A 16,435-nucleotide genomic window follows, 5' to 3' on the forward strand; every position below is an offset into this window, starting at 1 on the left:
GGCGGGGGTTCGCGTAGGCGGAGGCCCGCACGGTCGCCACCCCGTTGGCCCCGGTGGTGTCGTACACGATCGTGCTGTCGAGCGCGGGGAACGACCAGGCGCTCACGGTCTCGTAGGCGTTGACCGCCGCCGTGCTGCTGTAGGCCCCGCTGGAGAAGTAGTGCACCGAGATCCCGCGATAGCGCCGGGTGCTGGCGGTGTCCTCGGGGGCGTCGTCCTTGAAGGTGTACGCGGTGGCCTGGCGCTGCTGCAGCACCGCCGTGCTCGACATCGTGCTGGTCGACGTCCGCTGCCCGCGCTTGTACTCCCGGCTGGTGCGCTTGAACGACGGCCACTTGGTCAGTGGCGACGGCACCGGGTCGTCATCGGCCTCGGCGACGGTGCGGAAGGTGGTTGCCCAATCACGAGCTGACCCGCGCGGCGGCGTTACCTACAGGAGGTGTGCTGGATACTTGTCGGGTATCCCGCAGATCCGCATGTCACCCGCTCACGCCGCCAACCCCAAGCGCTCCAGATGCTGCCGCTCCAGCGCTTCCGCTCGTTTGGCATCGTCGAATGCCTTCTCGCTGCGCGAGATGACCAGCGTCGCCACCCCGTTCCCGATGAGATTCGTGATGGCGCGCGCCTCGGACATGAACCGGTCCACCCCCAGCAGCAGCGCCAGCCCTTCCAACGGCACCACCCGCATGGCCGAGAGCGTGGACGCCAGCACGATGAACCCCGAGCCCGTCACGCCGGCCGCTCCCTTCGACGTGAGCATGAGGATGAGGAGAATCCCCACCTGCTGCCCAATCGTGAGATCGACGCGGAACACCTGGGCGATGAAGATCAGCGCCATCGACAAGTAGATCGACGTCCCGTCGAGGTTGAACGAGTAGCCGGTCGGGATCACCAGGCGCACCACCGACTTGTCGCAGCCGTAGCGCTCGAGCTTCTCCAGCATGCGGGGGAGTGCGGCCTCGCTCGATGACGTCCCCAGCACCAGGAGAATCTCCTCCTTGATGTACTTGATGAACTCCCACAGCGAGAAGCCGTACAGGCGGCAGATGACGTTGAGGACGACGAAGACGAAGAGGAACATCGTCAGGTACACGTCGAGCATCAGGCGCCCCAGCGGGAGGAGCGTCTTGAGGCCGAACGAGCCGACGGTGAAGGCCATCGCCCCAAAGGCCCCCAGCGGCGCCACGTGCATGATGATGCCGACGAGCTTGAAGAAGACCTGCGCCAAACGCTCGCAGCCGTCGGTGATGTTGCGACCGATCTCCCCCGACAGCGTGAGCGCCACACCAAACAACACGGCGAAGAAGACGACCTGCAGGATCTCTCCCTTGGCAAAGGCGTCGACCACGCTCGAGGGGACGATGTGCACGAGGAAGTCGACGAACGTCATCTGCTCCCCCGCCTGCGCGTACCGCGAGATGTCGCCCTTGGCCATCGACGAGGCGTCGAGTCCGGCCCCCGGCTTCGTCAGGTTCACCACGAGGAGCCCGATGGCCAGCGCGAAGGTGGTGACGACCTCGAAGTAGAGAAACGCCTTCCCGCCCACGCGCCCCACGTGTCGCAAGTCACCAATCGTCGCGATCCCGGCCACGATGGTGAGGAAGATGATGGGCGCAATCACCATCCGGACGAGGTTCACGAAGGTGTCGCCCAGCGGCTTGAGCGACTTGCCCACGTCCGGCCAGAGAATCCCGACCACGACTCCGAGGGCGACGGCGGTCAGGACGCGAACGGTAAGGTTGTTCCAGAGGCGGGGCACGGGCGCGGTGCGAGGGGCGGGGGAATGGAGGACGGCAGGGGTCCCAGCGAGCGCATGAGGCTACCGCACGGGGAGGGGGGGCGCTAGGAGAACACGCTCACGCGCCGCCGGTCACGATGCGTGACGCACTCCGGGGCCGGACGTCTTCTATGTACGCGCAGATACATCTCTTGCGCGCAGGCAGGTGCACCGCGGCACCCGCCTCCGTCCGAGCCCGGCCGCATGAGCGATCGCGTCCCCGCATACCAACAGACGTTCGACGCCGAGACCAGCACCGTCCTCGCCCAGGGATTCGCCGAGGCGGAGCGGCTGGTCAACGGTGTTCGCATCGCCGTGCTCGGCGTCCTGGCGATCGCCGCGACCTTCTACGCGCCCTACCTCTCCACCGGGCTGACGCTGGTCAACGTCTGCGTCCTTGCGCCAATGCTGGCGTGGGCCATTGGCCAGCACCTGTTCGCGCACCGCAGCGGCCGGGCGAGCGACGCGCTCTTCCTGGCCAACCTGGTCCTCGACATCACGGCGACGACGCTGCTGTTGCTGGGCTACGGCGTCTTCGGCGACGCGAACCTGGCCGTCAAGTCGCCGGTCTTCAGCATGTACTTCGTGGTGCTGGCCACGCGCCCCTTCACGGGCTCGCCTAACCGTGCCGTGCTCGCGGGGGTGTTGTCGGCGCTGCAATACTCGGCGCTGGTCGCCTTCCTCGTCAGCACGGGGCGATTGGCCATGCTCGGCGATCCGCTGCAGTCATCGGTGACCGCCGGGACGTCGCTGCTGGATGAGGCGTCGAAGGTGGTGATGCTGACGGTTGCCGGCGTGGTGTCGATGTATGCGACCGGGTGGATCCAGCGGACGCTCAAGCAGGGCATAGCAGCGCGGCGCCACGCGGACGCGCGATTCCGCGCCGTCTTCGAGCAATCGGGCGTTGGGGTCGCGATCCTGGGGACTGGGGGGACGATCGTCGAGGCCAACGAGGCGCTGGCGGAGTTCCTGGGGCGCAACGCGGAGGAACTCAAGGGGGAGCCGCTGCACGGCTTCTGTGCCTCCGACGATGCGGAGCAGGTGGCGCAGATGGAGGAGGACGTCTCGGAGCGGCGGCGCCTCACGGTGTCGGCCGAGACACGCTACCAACGTGTAGAGGGCGACGTGGCGTGGGGGAGCCTGACGCTGACCGGCTCGCACGATGCCAGCGACACGCGCCTCATTGCCGTGGTGCAGGACGTGACGCACCGCAAGTCGCTGGAGAAGGAGCTGCTGCGGCAGGCGTTCTACGACCAGCTGACGGGGCTGGCCAACCGCGGCCTCTTCCGCGACCGCGTGCACCATGCGCTATCGCGGGCCTCGCGCGACAACGAGGGCGTGGCGGTGATGTTCCTCGACCTCGACAACTTCAAGGGGATCAACGACACGCTGGGCCATGCGGCGGGGGACGACCTGCTGGCCACCGTGGCGGCGCGCCTGCTGAATGCCACGCGCGGCTGCGACACCGTGGCGCGCCTTGGCGGGGACGAGTTCGCGGTGCTGCTGGAGCACGTGCGGAGCGACGACGACGCGGTGATCGTCGCCGACCGCATCACCAACGCGCTGAGCCTGTCCGTGCAGCTGTCGGCTGGGGCGACGGTGCGCGTGGGGGCGAGCATCGGGATTGCGCGCGCGGCGCCGAAGGACGGCGTGGAGGAGCTGCTGCGCAACGCCGATGTGGCGATGTACGCGGCCAAGAGCGGGAGCCGCGGCGGCTACGTCTTCTTCGACGCCTCGATGCACGCCGCCCTCGTGGACCGCGTGAGCCTGGAGAGCGACCTGCGCCGTGCCCTGGAGGAAGGGGAGTTCTGGGTCGCGTACCAGCCGATCGTGGCGCTCGAGTCGCACGAGGTGCTGGGGATCGAGGCGCTGCTGCGCTGGAACCATCCCACCAAGGGGCTGGTCCCGCCTAACGCCTTCATCGCGGTGGCTGAGGAGACGGGGTTGATCGTCCCCATCGGCAACTGGGTGCTGCGCGAGGCCTGCCGTCGCACCGCGCAGTGGAACGCACGGCGCCCGGAGGGTCACGCGTTCTCGGTGACGGTGAACCTGTCGGTCCGCCAGTTGCAATCCCCGGGGCTCCTCACGGACGTGCAGGCGGCGCTGGATGCGGCGGGGCTCCCGCCGTCGCAGCTCGTCCTCGAGATCACCGAGAACGCGCTCATGCACCGCACGGAGGCGACGCTCGAACGGCTGCACGAGCTCAAGGCGATCGGCGTGCGCCTGGCAATCGACGACTTCGGCACCGGCTACTCGTCGCTCTCGTACCTGCAGCAGTTCCCGGTGGACATCCTCAAGATCGACCGATCGTTCACCGATGGCCTGATGCGCGGCTCGCACGACGATGCCCTGGCGCGGACGATCATCGCACTCGGCGACCTTCTCACCCTGCGGACCATCGCCGAGGGGGTGGAGCACGCGCGCCAGCACGCGCGCCTGCGCGACCTGGGGTGCGACTACGGGCAGGGCTACCTGTTCAGCCGGCCGCTGGCGCCAGGCGACGTGGACGACCTGCTGGCGCGCGGCGTGTTGGAGCTGGCGGGCGAGGAGCCCATCGTGCTCAGCGTGGCCGGGGTGCGCGAGTCGCCGGATGGGGGCGTTGACGAGGGGCGCGGCGCGCCTGCGGACGATCGCGATGAGGCGCTCTGACGCTCGCACCCCGTGACCACGCAGGATGCATGCACCATGCACGTCGGGCGGCCCTTCGCGGAGCCGCCCGACGGTCGTTCGATACCTGACGTCCGCTGCAACGTCGAGGCGTCGCCTCACATCACCGTCTTCGGCGGGAGGACGATCGCGCCCAGGCCAAGCTTCCGCAGCAGCTCGTTGAACGCGGGGACGTCCTTGTCCAGCACGGTGCGCAGCCGAGCGGAGAGCGGCGCCCACTCCTTCGTGAGGTCGTTCACCCGTTCCAGCGCCCCCTTGGTGGGGCGTCCCTTGGGGCCGCCGTAGATGTACGAGTCGTCGCCGGCCACGTTGGTGTAGAGTTCGATGAGCTGGTTGTCGATCTGCCCGGGGTGGCGGATCGGGTCCTGCCCACTCTCGCTCTTGACCTGGTTGAGCCGGACCTCGATGCCGCCTAACGAAGCTTCCAGGGCATCGGCGGCGGGCTTCACCTCGCTGGACCGGTTGATGCGCCCGGCCTGTTCCACGGCGCGTGTCGCCTGCTCGCGCACGGCGCGAATGGTCTCCATGGCCGCGCTCACCGCGTTGATCGAGTCGCGCACGGCAATGGACACGCGGAACTGCTCGTCATAGTCGGCGGCGGTCACGCGGGGCAGGCGCGGGTCGGCCAGGAGGCGGAAGGTGCGCGACTGCGTTGCGCCTGCCGACGTGAGGCGCACGCTGTATGTCCCGGGGGGCGCCTTGACCCCGCCCGTGTATCCCCAGATGACCTGCCCCTTGAGGAGGCGCGGCCCCGGCCAGGTCGCGTCCCAGGTGATGCGCTGCGCCCCCGCGGTGGCCTTGAGCGCGGCCTGCCCTAACGAGCGGGCGCGGGCGGTGTCGGTCGTGAAGCGGCGTACCACCTGGCCGCGCGCGTCGACCACCTCCAGCGCGGTGGCGCTGTCCGGCGCGCTGGCAAACCAGGCGTGGAGCATGGCCCCGTCGGGCTTGGGGTCGGGGGAGTTCTCCACGCCGCCGGCGCCGCCGCCCCCCACCTGCACGCGATAGGCGTCGCGCGGCGTGTACAGGTGCATCGTGGCCCCCGCGGCGATGTCGGCCTGCTGGTGGAGCGGCGTAAGGTCGTCGAGGAGCCAGAGCGAGCGCCCCTGCGTGGCCACTACCAGGTCGTTCTGGTGCACCTTGAGGTCGGCCACCGGGGTCACCGGGAGGTTCAGCTGCAACGATTGCCAGCGCTTCCCGCCGTCGAACGAGACGAAGAGCCCGTGCTCGGTCCCGGCGTACACCACGCCGTCCTTCACGGGGTCCTCGCGCACGGCACGCACCGGCGAGGTGGCCGGAATGCCGTTGGTGCCGTCGGCCACGCGCGTCCACGTCCGGCCGTAGTCGTCGGTTCTGAAGATGTAGGGGGTGAAGTCGTCCATGCGGTAGCGCTGCACGCCGATGTACGCCCGGCCATCGCGGTGCGCCGAGAGGTCGATGTTCTCCACGGTGCCGAACTTCGGCATCCCCGGCGGCGTCACCTCCTGCCACGAGGCGCCGCCGTCGCGCGTGATGTGCACGCGCCCGTCGTCGCTCCCCGCCCACAGCGTCCTGGCATCGCGGGCGTCCTCGCTGAGGGAGAAGAGGGTGTTGTAGATCTCGACCCCGGTCACGTCATGGTTGATCGGGCCGCCCGACGCCTCCTGGTGCGCGGGCGTGTTGGTCGTCAGGTCGGGCGAGATGGTTTCCCACGTCATCCCGCCGTCGCGCGTGCGGTGCACGTACTGCGAGCCGTGGTACACGACGTTCGGGTCGTGCCGCGAGACGAGGATCGGGGCCACCCACTGGAAGCGGTACCGCAGGTCCTTCGCCGCCTGTCCCAGTTGCAGCTGCGGATAGAGGACCACGTTGCGCCGGTCGTCGGTGGTCACGTCGAGGCGGTTGATCGCCCCGCCATAGCACCCGCCCCACAGCACGTCGGGACGGTCGGGGTGCAGCGCCACCGGCCCGGTCTCGCACCCGGCGGCATACCGCCACTCTGCCGTCGGGTGCAAGACGTTGGGGCCGTACCACGACGTGACCGAGATCGTCGTGTTGTCCTGCTGCGCGGAGTAGACGCGATAGGGGAAGCCGTTGTCCACCGCGACGTCATACAGCTCGGCCGTGGCCTGGTTGTTCATCGTCGACCAGGAGCGCCCGCGATTGAGCGTCACCTGCGCGCCGCCGTCGTCGCCGATGATCATCAGGCGGTTGTCGCGCGGGTTGATCCAGAGGTCATGCGTGTCGCCGTGCGGGACGTCGATGGGGGTGAACGTCGTCCCGCCATCGATCGAGCGGTAGATCGACGTGTTGAGCGCGTACACGGTGTTCTCGTCGCGCGGATCGGCCTCGACGCGCGTGTAGTACCAGGCGCGCTGCCGCAGGTTGTTGTCCTTGTTCACCCGCGTCCACGACTTCCCCGCATCGTCGGAGCGATAGAGCCCGCCGTTAGGCTCGGCCTCCACCAGCGCCCAGACGCGGTCGGGGTTGGCCGGCGAGACCGTGACGCCCACCTTGCCCACGAGCCCCGAGGGAAGGCCGCCCGCCAGCTTGGTCCACGTGTCACCACCGTCCACGCTCTTGTAGACGCCTCCCTCCAGCCCCCCCGAGATCATCGTCCAGGGCTTGCGCTCCCCGCGCCACATCCCGGCGTACAGGACGCGCGGGTTCTTCACGTTCATGGCGAGGTCGCTCGCCCCCGTGGAGTCGTTGACAAAGAGCACCTGCTCCCAATGCTTCCCGCCGTCCCTGGAGCGATAGACGCCGCGCTCGCGATTGCGGCCGAACATGTGGCCGAAGGCGGTGACGTAGACGAGATCGGGGTTGGTCGGATGCACCACGACGCGACGAATCGCCCCCGACTCGGGAAGGCCGATGAACTGCCACGTGGCGCCGGCGTCGACCGACTTCCACATCCCGCGCCCTTGTGACGAATTGCCGCGCACGTCGGCCGAGCCAGTGCCGACGTAGATCACGTTCGGGTCGCTGTCGGCGATGTCGATCGCGCCGATACTCCCGCCAAAGAAGCCGTCGGAGATGTTCTTCCACGAGTTCCCCGCGTCGTCGCTGCGCCACACGCCGCCGCCCGTGCTTCCCATGTAGAAGGTGTGCGGTTCCTCGGCGATCCCGGTCACCGCGGTCGATCGCCCGCCGCGAAAGGGGCCAAGCTGTCGAAAGCGCAGCGAGGCGAAGCGCGCGCTGTCGTACGCGGGCGACGCCGGCGCCGCGAGGGCGGGCGCGGCCGCGCGCGTGCGTTGAGCCAGCGCGCGCGGCGCGGGAATGGCGGCCAGCGTCGCGCACGACGCCAGCAGCGCCGCGCGAAAGGTTGGTCTTCGCATCGTCGTGCTACTCCGGGAGAGGTGAAAGTGGTTGCTCGTGCTACGCACGGGGCCAGCGCGCCGCTGTCGCGTGGGCGACGTCATTGGGGCGCTCGCGGCGCTCTCGCGTGGCGCTTGCCCCAGCGGCGCGACCGAGGCTGGGCGTGCCCTCGCGCCTCGCCAGGCTCACAGCGTGACGGGATGCGTCGGGAAACGCGACAGCCGGTGCAGCGCGATGTCGTGCGCGGTGGCGCCGTCGAGTGCAAGGTCGGCCGCAATCTCGCCGATCACGCTGCTGAACTTGAAGCCGTGCCCGGAGCAGGCATGGGCAACGGTCACCTGCGGCGCGTCGGGGAGGCGGTCGAGGATGAAATGCTCGTCGGGAGTGTTGGTGAACAGGCACGTCCTCGTGAGGAGCACTTCGGCGCTCACCGCGGGGAAGCATCGCTCCACGAGGGCGCGCAGGAGTGCCACGTCACGCGACGAGACGGCGCCGCGATCCATGCGATCCGGGTCGGCCACCTCGCGCAGGTGGTGATAGCACCCCAGCTTGAACCCCGGGACCCCAAACTCCGGAAAGCCGTACCAGTGCTCGCCCCCGAGGTCGAGGTTGAAGACCGGGAAGCGGGAAGGGGCGAACAGGTCGCGATCGCCCACCTCGAACCACCCCAGCACCTGTCGCTCGGGGACCAGGAGGTCGTGCAGCGCAGGGACCAGCGCGCCACTCCAGGCACCGGCAGCGACAACCAGGCGCGCCGCGGCATGACGGCCATGCGTGGTGCGCACGACCACACCATCGTCGCGCGCCTCCCACGAGAGGACGCGTTCATCCGTGTGCACCACCGCGCCGCGTGCCCGCGCCCCTGCCACATGCGCCTCGATGCACGCCTCCGGCACCAGGAAGCCGCCGCGTGGCTGGAAGACCGCCATCACGTCGTTTGGGAGGCGATAGCCGGGAAAGCGCTGTGCGATGTCGGCCGACGTGAGCACCTCGTGCGGGAGCGCGTGCAGGCGGCAAGACTCCAGCGAACCGCTGAAGGTGCGCGACTCACGCGTGCCGGCGTCGAGCGAACCGGTGATGTGCAGCAGCGCGCGACCGCTCTCGCGCTCCAGCTCCTCCCACAACTCGTACGCCCTCGCCAGCAGCGGGACATACGACGGATGCTCGAAGTAGGCGAGGCGGATGATGCGCGTATAGCCGTGCGACGACCCCTGGTCGTGCCCGATCCCGAACTGCTCCAGCACCAGGACGCGCGCGCCCCGCCGCGCCAGGTGCAACGCGGTCGCGCTCCCCATCGCCCCCGCGCCCAGCACGATCACGTCGTACGACATTGGCGTCCCGCGCTCCCTGGCGTGATGGATGCGGCTGGCGATCAGTCGCGCGAAAGCGACATCGCCACGCGCGCCACCTTGTAGATCGTCAGCGGATCGGGCGAGGTGTAGCTGACGGTACGCCCGCTGCGCCGGATTCCCGGCACCAGCGCCACCTGGTCGGCGTGCGACAGCTCGTCCAGCTCGATCTCCAGCGTGATGGGCGAGGCGAGCCTCACGGGCTGCCGCGCAATGCGCTTCATCAACGCGGCGCGCACGCCGTCGCGGATGCGGTCACGCGCGTCGAGCGGGTTCATCGTCCGCGCGGCGAAGTATCCGATCCCTTCCTTCACCGCCAGTCCGTCCACGCCCGGGATGAAGTCCTGCGCCATCTCCACCGCCGCCTTGTCGCCGGAGATGAAGACCACCGGAACGCCCCAGTAGCCGGCAATCATCGCGTTGAGACCGTACTCGCCAATCTCCTTGCCGTTCAGCCGCACGACCTTGAGCGCCCCGGAGAAGGTGTGCCCATGCACCGCGTTGGCGGTCGACCCGGGCGCGTGATAGCCGATGTACACGGCGGCGTCGAAGGTCGAGTCGAGCCCCTGCGTCATGCCTAACGGCTTGGGCTGGCCGGTGATCATCGTCGCGCGCCGGTCGATCTCATCGGGGCGCAGGTTGGTCTGCGGCCCGTGCGAGTCGTTCACCAGCACCTCGGTCGCCCCCCCCGCAAACGCCCCCTCGATGGCCGCATTCGTCTCGGCGATCATCTGCCGGCGCGCCCACTCGTAGTTCTGCCCCGACGGCGACGTCTGCGTGCTGGCCACCACGCCGGTGATCCCCTCCAGGTCGACCGAGATGTAGACCTTCTTCTTCGGCGCCTGCTGCCCGTGGAGGGTGGCCGGTGCGGCGATGGCGAGGAGGAGCAGGGCGAGCGCCACGCGTCGAACGGCGCTCGACCGAGGGTGCGAGGGACGGGCGGGGCGGGGAGGGCGGGGCATTGGCGTCGGGGCGGTGGGGGGAAGGCGGAGCGCTCTCGCGGTGCGTGGCAGGTCCGCCAGTGATACGCCCCCGGGCGGCGACACGCTAGGGCTCTGGGCGCCCCCCGAATCGCCCCCCGCCCCCCATCCGCGGACGAGAATGAGACGCGATCCGCCGAGACTAAGAGACATCTCACCGAATCGCCGTGGCGCGCCAGAGGACGGCCCGGCGTGAGTGACTCCCAACAATCGGCATGCGTCCTCACTTCGTGGCGGCGTCTCTTCTCCCCACCGATCCCCCGTTCTCGTCACCGGCGAGCACCGCCGAGCGCACGCTGCTCAGCGGGACCTTGGCCGCATCCATGGAACGGGTGGCGCGGCTGGCGGTGACGGTGCTGGGCGTTCCCGCTGCCACGCTCGCCCTGCTGGGGGCCGACCGCCGGACCTTTCGCGCCGGCGGATTCGCCCGCCCCTGGGTCTCGCACGACTCGGGGGTCCTGGTGCGCACCGGGCTCGTCACGCGCGCGCTCGACAACGGCGGCGTCCTCTCGCTCGACGATGCCAGCGCCCCGGGCGCCGACAAGTCGATGCGCCTGGCGGCGAGCGAGATGCAGATCCGGAGCCTCGCGCTGGCAGCGCTCACGCGCCCCGACGGGACGGTGCTGGGCACGCTGGTGGCGATGAGCGACGAGGCGCGCACCTGGTGCCAGGAGCAGCTACGCCTCCTGTCCGAGCTGGCGGAGACGGCGTCGACGGAGTTGCAGCTGCGGCATGCGCTGGCCGAGCGCGACATGCGCGAGCAGCAACTGCGCCACGACTCGCTGCACGACGGGCTCACCGGGCTGCCCAACCGGGCGCTGTTCATGAAGCGCCTGACGGACGCCTCGCTGCGCGCGCGGCGCACCGGCGATGGGCTTTTCGCCGTCCTCTTCCTCGACCTCGACGACTTCAAGCTGGTGAACGACAGCATGGGTCACCAGGTGGGCGACGAGGTGCTGGTGACGGTGGCGCGCCGCCTGGAGGAGTGCGTGCGCGGCGGCGACATCGTGGCGCGCCTGGGGGGCGACGAGTTCGCCATCCTCCTCGAGCGCGTGACCGATGCACGCGACACCGCGCTGGTGGCCGATCGCGTACAGCAGGCGCTCAAGGCGCCGATGAACATCGGCGGCTACGAATGGATCACCTCGGCGAGCATCGGCATCGTTCTGTCGAGTTCGGCCAGCGAGCGCCCGGAGTACCTCCTGCGCAGCGCCGACATGGCGATGTACCGGGCCAAGCACCAGGGGCGCGCCCGCTTCGAGTTGTTTGACCGCGCGATGCACGCCGAGGCGCTGTCGCGGTTGCAGCTGGAGACCGACCTGCGGCGCGCCGTCGAGCGACAGGAGTTCCTGCTGCACTACCAGCCCATCGTCTCGCTGGCGGACGGGCGGGTGCATGGGGTGGAGGCGCTGGTGCGCTGGAAGCACGCCGAGCGCGGGCTCATCCCGCCGGCCGAGTTCATCCCCGTGGCGGAAGAGACGGGGGCGATCGTCCCGCTGGGGCGGTGGGCACTGCGCGAAGCCTGCGCCGCCGTCACGGCGCTGCAGTCGCGCATTCCCACCGCCGAGGGGTTGCGCCTGTCGGTGAACCTCTCGGTGCGCGAGTTCGCGCAGCTCGACCTGGTGCGCGCGGTCTCGGCGATCCTCGAAGAGACCGGGCTGGCGCCGCGGCAGTTGCAGCTGGAAATCACGGAGAGCGCGATCATTGGCCAGCAACACCCCGCGCTGCAGACCATCGCCGAGCTGCGCGGACTGGGGGTGCGCATCCACCTCGACGACTTCGGGACGGGCTACTCGTCGTTGAGCTACCTGCACCGCCTCCCGCTCGACGCCATCAAGATCGATCGTGCCTTCACGACCTCGATGGAGCAGGAGGACCGCCCGCGGCACGTGGTGCAGGCGATCCTCTCGCTGGTGGGGGCGATCGGCCTCGAGGTCATCGCCGAGGGGGTCGCCACGGCCGACCAGTTGGCCATGCTGCGCCGCATGGGGTGCCCCTACGGCCAGGGCTACTTCTTCTCGCGCCCCATGCCCCTGGCGGAGATGGAAGAACTCCTGCAGCGCGATCCGCGCTGGTAGCGCCTAGGTCATCGCACCTCCCGCCTCGCCCGTCGACACCCCGGGGGGCAGCACCGCCGGCACCGCGCGATGCTCGGCCGTGTCGGCGTCCATCGCCGAGCCTAACGCGGGCGGCAGGAGCATGTACATCACCGGCGTCACCAGGCGCGACAGCAGCGTCGAGCTGATCAACCCGCCAATGATGACCAGCGCCAGCGGCGAGTAGAGCGACGAGCCCTGCGCCGCCAGCGGGAGCAACCCGCCGATGGCCGTCAACGTGGTGAGGACGATGGGGAGGAACCGGATCTTTCCCGCGGTCTCGATCGCCTGGTACAACGCCATCCCCTCCTCGCGCAGCTGGTTGGTGAAGTCCACGAGCAGGATCGAGTTCTTGATCTCGATCCCGATGAGCGCCACGAAGCCGATGACGGCGGTGAAGGAAAGCGTGTAGCCGCTGAGCAGGAGCGCGCCGATGCCGCCGATGATGCCTAACGGGATGACCGACGCAACGATCACCATCCCCTTGAAGGTGCGGAACTCGAGGATGAGGATGGCGAGGATGCCGAACGTGGCGAGGATGATCGCCGTGCCCAATCCGCCAAAGCTCTCCTGCCGCGACTCCAGCTCGCCGGCGGGGACCAGGCGATAGCCGCTGGGGAGGTCGAGGTCGGGGATGCGCGCCAGGACGGCCTTGGTAACGCGGTCGGTGTTGAAGCCGGTCTCGGTGTACGCGGTCACGGTCACGGCGCGCTCGGCGTCCTGGTGCACGATGCGCGGGGGCGACGATTCGAAGCGGACCGTTGCCACCTGGGAGAGCGGGACCTGCGCCCCTGAGAGCGAGGCGACGTGCACCTGGTCGAGCGCCGAGAGCACCTGGTGCTCGCCGCGCGGGAGGCGCACGGTGATGTCGTACTCCTCGCCGTCGTGGTCGCGGAACGAGCCGGCGCGCAGCCCGGCAATGCCGAGGCGCACCGTGCGGTCGATCTCCACGGTGGGAATCGCGAGCAGCCCCGCCTTGGCGCGATCGATGTCGAGCTTGAGGTCGGTGCGGTTCACGCGGAGCGGGTTCACCACGTCGCGCGTCCCCGCGGTGGTCGCCATCACCTTCTCCAGCCGCTCGGCGAGGGTGCGCAGCGTGTCCAGGTTCTCGCCCGTCAGCCGCAAGGCTATGGGTGCCTCGATGGGCGGCCCGTTCTCGAACTCCTTGACGAGGATGCGCGCGTTGGGGATCTGGTCGAAGCGGCGGCGCAGCGAGTCGAGCATCACGGGGGTGTGGCGCCCGTCGTAGGCATCGAGGAGGACGAAGAGCGCGCCCACGTTGGGGCGCTCGCCCCCCGGCAGGACGTTGTAGTACACCTGCGGGTTGCCGCGCCCCACGTTGGCAAAGACCGAGCGCACGTCACGCCGCTGCAGGAGCTCCTTCTCGATTTGCTGCACGACACCGTTTGTCGCGCCGAGCGACCAGCCGTCCGGCGTCTCCACCGTGATCATGAACTGCGGCGTCCCGGCGGCCGGGAAGAGCGAGAAGCCGACCACCGGGATGGCGGCGAGCGACGCGACGAAGAGCAGCGCCGCCACGGCCAGCGTGGTGCGCGGCTTGCCAAGCGCCCGGTGCAGCAGGCGCGAGTACGTGGCGTCTATCACGCGGTTGAGCCCGCGCAGGAAGATGTTGCCGTGCGCGTCGCGCTCCTCCTTGAGCACCACCGACGAGAGGAACGGGATGATGGTGAGCGAGACGAGGAGCGAGGCGAGGATGGTGAAGGTGACGGCGAGCGGGAGCCCGCGGATGAACTGCCCCACCGCGCCGGGGAGCATGAGGAGCGGGAGGAAGGCGAACATGAGCGTCGCCGTCGTCCCCAGCACCGCCACCGTGATCTGCTGCGTGGCGAGGATCGCCGCGCGCGTACGCGTGTGCCCCTCGCGCAGGAAGCGGGCGATGTTCTCCACCACCACGATCGAGTCGTCGACCAGGAGCCCCAGTGCGATCACGAAGCCGACGATGCTCAGCTGGTTGATGGTGTAGCCGGCTGCCTTGAGGAGCGAGATGCCGATGGCGAGCGAGAGCGGGATCGAGATCATCGTCACCCCCGCGGCGCGGAGCCCGAGCGGCAGGAGCGTCACGAGGACGAGGAGGATCGCCAGCAGGAAGTCGCCCCCCAGCTTCTGCAGGCGCGCCTGCACGTTGCGCGACTGGTCAAAGCCGCGCGCCACCGTCATGGTGGGGGGGAGGTCGCGCTCGAACCGGTCCAGCACCTCGTAGATCTCGTCGCGCACCTGCGAGATGTTGCGAGCGTTCTTCATGTTCGCGGTGATGAACGCGGCGCGCTCACCGTTGTATCGCCCCAGGTGCTTGGCCTCGGCGTAGCGCCACTGCACGTCGGCCACGTCCTGCAGCCGCACCGTTGCGCCTGCCGCACCGGCCACCACCGTCTCCCGCACCTCCTCGAGCGTCTGGTAGCTCCCGCTCGTCTTCACGTTGAACTTGCGCTGCCCGGCATCGACGCTCCCGCCGGGAATGTTCGCGTCCTCGCTCTGGATGGCCTGCAGCACCTGCGACACCGGGATGCGCAGCTGCGCCATGCGCCCGAGGTCGAGCGAGACCGTGACCTCGCGCGCCGGGATGGCCCAGGTTTGCACCTGTCGGACGCCGTCGATGCGGGACAGGCGGTCCTTGAGGCGGCGTGCCTCGCGCTCCATCTCGGCAAACGGGGCGGTGGGCGACACCAGCGCCAGCTGCACGATGTTGACGCGCCCGGCGTCGAACTGTCGCGTCTCCAGGCGCAACAGGTCGTCCGGCAGGTCGGGGCGCAGCGCGTTGAGCTCGCGCAGCACCTCCTCGTACTTCGCGTCGGCATCCACCTCGGCGTCGAACTCCACCTCCACCGTCGCCAGCCCGTCCTCGATCGTCGTGCGGATCGCCTTGAGCCGGTCGAGCTCCTTGATGCGCTTCTCGATCGGGTCGGCCACCAGTTGCTCGAGGTCGACCGGGCTCGCCCCCGGGTAGACGGCGGCGATCACGTACGTCGGCATCGGGAAGGTCGGGTCCTCGGCGCGCGGGATGGTGCGCAGCGAGAAGATGCCTAACGCGATGAGCGCGACCAGGACCACCACCATGAAGGGGCGGTTCCGGACGGAGAAGCGGGCGACGTTCATTGCCTGTCACCGCTCCACCCGTTGCGCACCGCGATGCGCGTCTCGTCGTCCAGATAGGCCGCACCGCGCACTACCACCCACTCCCCGGCCTCCACGCCCGACGAGAGCGCCACGCGATCGCCCACGATGCGGGCGATGTGCACCGCGCGTCGCGTCCCGCGGTCGCTCCCGCGCGCGACGACAAAGACCGCCGCCGAGTCGCCGTCGGCCTCGACCAGTGCCTCGAGCGGGAGCGTTGGAAGCGATCCTTCGCCGCGCGTCCGGATCTCGACGCGCCCGATGAGCCCCGACGCCAGCGGCTCGGCGCGCGACTCCAGTGCCAGCTCCACCGCGTACGTCCCGGTCAAACTCGACGCAGCGGAGGCGCGCTGCGTGACGCGCCCGCGATACCGCTCGCCGGGGAGTGCGTCGAAGGTCACGACGGCCGAGTCGCCCAGGTGCACGCGCACGGCATCGCGATCGGGGAGGCCGGCGCGCAGCACCACGCCCCGCTGCGCCGTGCGTACGATGAGCACCGCCGTCCCGGCCCCCACCACCTGGTTGGGCTCGGCCAGCCGTCGCAGCACCACGCCGTTGGACGGGGCGCGCACCACGCTGTGATCCAGGGCAAAGCGCGCCGCCTTGAGGTTCTGCTCGGCGACGGCCAGCGCGGTCGTCGCATCTTGCAGCTGCTCGGTCGTGGCGATCGAGTCGCGATGGAGCGCTCGCACCCGCGCCAGGTCGCGCTCTGCCTTGCCGCGCCCCTGCTCGGCCTTGGCGACCTCCGCCGACACCGGGACAGGCGACAGCTCGGCCAGGAGCTCGCCGGCGCGCACCGCCCTCCCTTCCTCCACCAGGATGCGGGCGATGATGCCACCGGTGCTGAACGAGAGCGGGACCTCCTCCTTTCCGCCGAGCGTTCCCGTGGCGATGACCGGCGGCGCCAGCGACTGGCGTTGCACCTGCTCGACGTCGACCGGGATGGCACGCGGCGACGTGTCGGAGGTGGCGGCGTTTCCGCGCCCGCAGGCTGCCGCCAGCAGCAAGAGCAGCGGCCACGCCGGGGCCCGTGACGCGCGCCGGCGGCTGGGAGTGGCGCGCGCGGGGCGCGCTTGGGCGGGGGCGCTGGACCTTGGGTCGCGAGGGGCGAGCATGTGAGGGCCGGCGGAAGGGTGCATG

9 protein-coding genes are annotated in these 16,435 nt (G+C 69.8%); 2 read left to right on the top strand and 7 right to left on the bottom strand.

The features are described 5' to 3' along the window. Both IT359_03040 and IT359_03045 read right to left on the bottom strand, forming a co-directional pair. The coding region (locus tag IT359_03040; GenBank protein MCC6927947.1) for a hypothetical protein at nucleotides 1-355 on the bottom strand (355 nt) is incomplete at its 3' end. Nucleotides 356-487: 132 nt separating this feature from the next. After that, a complete protein-coding gene (locus IT359_03045; protein ID MCC6927948.1) occupies nucleotides 488-1,759 on the bottom strand; it encodes a dicarboxylate/amino acid:cation symporter in 1,272 nt (423 codons plus the stop codon). A gap of 222 nt (nucleotides 1,760-1,981) precedes the next feature. On the opposite strand from IT359_03045, the gene IT359_03050 reads away from it, so the two are divergent. After that, nucleotides 1,982-4,426, top strand: a complete 2,445-nt coding sequence (locus IT359_03050) for an EAL domain-containing protein (protein MCC6927949.1) — start codon at nucleotides 1,982-1,984, stop codon at nucleotides 4,424-4,426. A gap of 116 nt (nucleotides 4,427-4,542) precedes the next feature. Here the strand turns inward: IT359_03050 and IT359_03055 are convergent, their stop codons facing one another. From IT359_03055 to IT359_03065, 3 genes are all read right to left on the bottom strand, one after another. Next, nucleotides 4,543-7,758 carry a hypothetical protein gene (locus IT359_03055; GenBank protein MCC6927950.1) on the bottom strand — a complete coding sequence of 1,072 codons (3,216 nt, stop codon included), beginning with the start codon at nucleotides 7,756-7,758 and terminating at the stop codon, nucleotides 4,543-4,545. Nucleotides 7,759-7,923: 165 nt separating this feature from the next. Then, nucleotides 7,924-9,069 (bottom strand): N-methyl-L-tryptophan oxidase, encoded by a 1,146-nt coding sequence (gene solA / locus IT359_03060; protein ID MCC6927951.1) that lies wholly within the window; start codon nucleotides 9,067-9,069, stop codon nucleotides 7,924-7,926. A gap of 41 nt (nucleotides 9,070-9,110) precedes the next feature. Next, nucleotides 9,111-9,989, bottom strand: a complete 879-nt coding sequence (locus IT359_03065) for a M55 family metallopeptidase (GenBank protein MCC6927952.1) — start codon at nucleotides 9,987-9,989, stop codon at nucleotides 9,111-9,113. A 293-nt stretch (nucleotides 9,990-10,282) separates the two neighbouring features. On the opposite strand from IT359_03065, the gene IT359_03070 reads away from it, so the two are divergent. Beyond that, nucleotides 10,283-12,145 carry an EAL domain-containing protein gene (locus tag IT359_03070; GenBank protein MCC6927953.1) on the top strand — a complete coding sequence of 621 codons (1,863 nt, stop codon included), beginning with the start codon at nucleotides 10,283-10,285 and terminating at the stop codon, nucleotides 12,143-12,145. Nucleotides 12,146-12,148: 3 nt separating this feature from the next. Here IT359_03070 and IT359_03075 read toward each other — a convergent pair whose 3' ends face one another. Both IT359_03075 and IT359_03080 read right to left on the bottom strand, forming a co-directional pair. Further along, nucleotides 12,149-15,277 (bottom strand): efflux RND transporter permease subunit, encoded by a 3,129-nt coding sequence (locus tag IT359_03075; protein ID MCC6927954.1) that lies wholly within the window; start codon nucleotides 15,275-15,277, stop codon nucleotides 12,149-12,151. Beyond that, nucleotides 15,274-16,410: an efflux RND transporter periplasmic adaptor subunit gene (locus IT359_03080; protein MCC6927955.1), complete on the bottom strand. Its 1,137-nt coding sequence runs from the start codon at nucleotides 16,408-16,410 to the stop codon at nucleotides 15,274-15,276. The genes IT359_03075 and IT359_03080 overlap by 4 nt, the downstream gene beginning before the upstream one ends. Nucleotides 16,411-16,435 lie beyond the last annotated feature (25 nt).

It is taken from the genome of Gemmatimonadaceae bacterium (assembly GCA_020852815.1).
Taxonomy (GTDB): domain Bacteria; phylum Gemmatimonadota; class Gemmatimonadetes; order Gemmatimonadales; family Gemmatimonadaceae; genus SCN-70-22.

What these genes read in the sequence shown, in the direction of transcription:
- IT359_03055 (MCC6927950.1), bottom strand. Translation starts at nt 7,758, where the DNA reads ATGCGAAGACCAACCTTTCGCGCGGCGCTGCTGGCGTCGTGCGCGACG.
- IT359_03050 (MCC6927949.1), top strand. Translation starts at nt 1,982, where the DNA reads ATGAGCGATCGCGTCCCCGCATACCAACAGACGTTCGACGCCGAGACC.
- IT359_03070 (MCC6927953.1), top strand. Translation starts at nt 10,283, where the DNA reads ATGCGTCCTCACTTCGTGGCGGCGTCTCTTCTCCCCACCGATCCCCCG.
- IT359_03080 (MCC6927955.1), bottom strand. Translation starts at nt 16,410, where the DNA reads ATGCTCGCCCCTCGCGACCCAAGGTCCAGCGCCCCCGCCCAAGCGCGC.
- solA (MCC6927951.1), bottom strand. Translation starts at nt 9,069, where the DNA reads ATGTCGTACGACGTGATCGTGCTGGGCGCGGGGGCGATGGGGAGCGCG.
- IT359_03075 (MCC6927954.1), bottom strand. Translation starts at nt 15,277, where the DNA reads ATGAACGTCGCCCGCTTCTCCGTCCGGAACCGCCCCTTCATGGTGGTG.